This is a genomic window from Candidatus Infernicultor aquiphilus (assembly GCF_002784285.1).
Classification (GTDB): Bacteria; Atribacterota; Phoenicimicrobiia; order Phoenicimicrobiales; family Phoenicimicrobiaceae; genus Infernicultor; species Infernicultor aquiphilus.
Genome location: NZ_PFKO01000133.1, coordinates 1 through 2,879, shown reverse-complemented (window position 1 = coordinate 2,879; position 2,879 = coordinate 1). Strand labels below are relative to the sequence as shown.

Genomic DNA, 2,879 nt, shown 5'->3' with positions numbered 1-2,879 from the left:
ATATACCCCAATTTATACATAGATGTAAATTCATAAGCATCAACCTTGATTGGTTTATTTTTATCATTCTCACATGCTTTTTTAAAATCCGCATACCTATAATACAACATTTTTACCTCAATTTCAAGTATTTTATACTTAAAGTAACAAAAATACCTAAATATTGATACTTTATATGTATTTTTTATAGACTAACGATACGGCTAAGCAGTTAACAAAGAAGAAGGCAGCAGATTTACCAGTTCGACTTCAGCCACTTGTTAGCCAAAAATATTTACATAAAAAAATAACTTCTTTTTGTCAAAAATAAAAACACAAAATTTCAATTCATAAATAGGAACAACCCTGTTCCTACGGAAAGGAAAGCTGACTGTTTTTCAGAGAACAACTCCAAATGTCTTATATATTATTCTACTTAGTGTAATTTTATGTCAAATGTGAAAACTACATTATTCCTGACTCAACAGTTTGAGTGGATGTATCTCTTTATATTTTTCTGTGTTTTTTTCAATAAAATCCCAAATATCATCTGGGGTTGCCATGCCTACCTCAACACCAAAATCCTTACCAACCTTCGCAAAAGCATCAGCCACAACCCATGAGCATATCGGGTATTTATTACCAGGAATCAATCGTCTAAAGAGATATATTCCAAAAATAGCCAGTCTTTTAAATGAGCGACAATCATACAATAGCCATATTTCTTGCCAACTTGTTTTTCGGCTTCATCAACAATATCTTTGACTTGTTCTGCTGTAAGATTGGTAGCGCGATAGACGGCTACAAAATCTTTCTTGGGTGAGCCATATTGAGACCAAAGTTTATGGTGCATTACCTTATATAGCGCCTCTACTACTATGGCAGTTTTCATATCACCTCTTTGAACAACTAAACCAACATGATTGACCTTGGTTCGTTTTTCGCCTATAGACCTGGTGAAAAAGCGAATTGCTTTACTTATTAAACCATAACCTCGTGTAAGGAAGATATCTCCCGGTTCAAGTAAAATACCCATAGAATCACCTCAATTTCTGTTGATATTCAGCAATACTTTTATTTAAGGAGTCATTTTGTTAGATTTCACAAATTTGCATTTCTGCGTTTTAGATTTTGTGAAGTTGTGAAGTTTGATTCCACATCCATTGACGTGTACAAATTTATTCTTTTAATATTCTATTGTCAGAGGAACCTTACCTATAACATTTTCACCTGTCATGAGAGTTTCATCATCTCATTAAAAATATTTAGGAGCTCCAATCTTTTATTTTCTTTTTCGGAATTTTCCTTATATTTAAGCTCTTGTAGCGATTTAATATATTTCTCTAAATTTTCTTTTGAAAAATTTTCTTTAAATAATAAGTAAGCTAATTCAAAAGTGTTTTTCTTCTCCGCTTCCTCTGCTAATTGCATTGCTTCATCCATTTTTCTTCTAGATTCTTCTTTGCTAGCTTCAATATCTCCAGAATATGTTCTAAATCTCCCCATAGAACCAAAAGTCCACGATCGTTCTAAAACAAATTTCATTCTATTGTCACCATGCGGTGAGAAAATAAAAATTAAAATCCTGCTCCATAAAATAGGTTCTACGTCTGGAAAAAGATTTCTTGATACTTCATCTAAATCCCTATCGAAGTTTTCTTCCAATTTCCACATTCTCATTTGAGTCCAATGTAAAAATTCATTTAATGATATTTTTGATATAATATTTTCCTTGTTCTCTAGATTATTCTTAGTGATCTTCCATTCTTTTGGAAAACAATTCTCCCAAATAGAATCGCTTTCCGAAGATTTTGCTATATTTTTAAAAAACACTCGGTAAAAAATGTTAAATAAAGAACTAATATAATAATGTTTCTTATCACTCTCAATAAATTCTTTCTTATAATTTTCTACATGCCTTCTAAAATGATTAAAAAAAGAAAAAGCTTCTATTCCTTTTAAAGAACGTTCTTCTATGTTGGTTAAAATAAAATCTAATATTCTTGAGATTTGACTAAAACTACCCAACTCTTTTACTTTGTCTTTTTTGATAAAATATGTATATTTTTTTTGCCACATCTTAAAATGCCATTCTAAAATTTTGGGCAAAGTGATTTCTAGTTCTGCTAATAATGTAATTGAGCGTCCATTTATAAAATTATAAAAATCATTCAGAAGCTGAGAAGTGATTTTAAAACTATTTTTTGGTGACTCTATCAACTGATCAATTTTTGAAAAAAATAAATTACAAAATTTTTGTTCGTTGTGAATATTTATATTTTTAACTTGCCATATAGAGCTCCATACAATTTCAAGATCATTATATCTATTTAACTTTCGCAAATAAGAGAATCTAAATTCAAATATATTTCCCTTAACCCAATGAGAAACTTTGAATATGATATTTACAAGTAATATTATACCAATAAAAATAAAAGGGACAGCAATCAATTTATATAGACCTGTTAGAATTTCCCAAAAAAACATTGGAAGAAATATTAAAAAAACGGATAAAATAAGTAATTTAATATTAAAAACATTATCTAAAATAACATGGAGATCTAGATATACAAATTCCTTTTCCTTATCCTTTCTCTTTTGATATATATCCGCTAAAACTGCTATAGCTAAAGGAATTAGAATGGTTAATAGGGCTAATCCTATCCCTTGAATTATATTTGGAAAATTATTTAATTTAGCAAGAGGTTCAATAAAATGAAGTATTAAAAAATCATATATCTTACCTATTATCATGCTTTCCTCTCTTCGCTAAATTCTTATTCTTTTTTTAATGTGATAAAACAACTTCCTGTTACATCAAATGTAAAAATTTGAAGTAAATTTTCTTTTAAGTTATTCATTTTTTTTAAAATCTTTATATGTCTTTAAAAATATTTCTA

General features: G+C 28.8%; 3 protein-coding genes. All 3 read right to left on the bottom strand.

Translation table 11 applies throughout. From position 1 onward, the window contains the following. Positions 1-449 precede the first annotated feature (449 nt). Entirely contained in the window at positions 450-593 is a 144-nt protein-coding gene (locus COZ07_RS03710; protein ID WP_406607242.1) for a hypothetical protein, read from the bottom strand. A gap of 35 nt (positions 594-628) precedes the next feature. After that, entirely contained in the window at positions 629-1,015 is a 387-nt protein-coding gene (locus COZ07_RS03705; protein WP_406607241.1) for a YiiX/YebB-like N1pC/P60 family cysteine hydrolase, read from the bottom strand. A 197-nt stretch (positions 1,016-1,212) separates the two neighbouring features. Next, positions 1,213-2,733: a hypothetical protein gene (locus tag COZ07_RS03700; RefSeq protein ID WP_406607240.1), complete on the bottom strand. Its 1,521-nt coding sequence runs from the start codon at positions 2,731-2,733 to the stop codon at positions 1,213-1,215. Positions 2,734-2,879 lie beyond the last annotated feature (146 nt).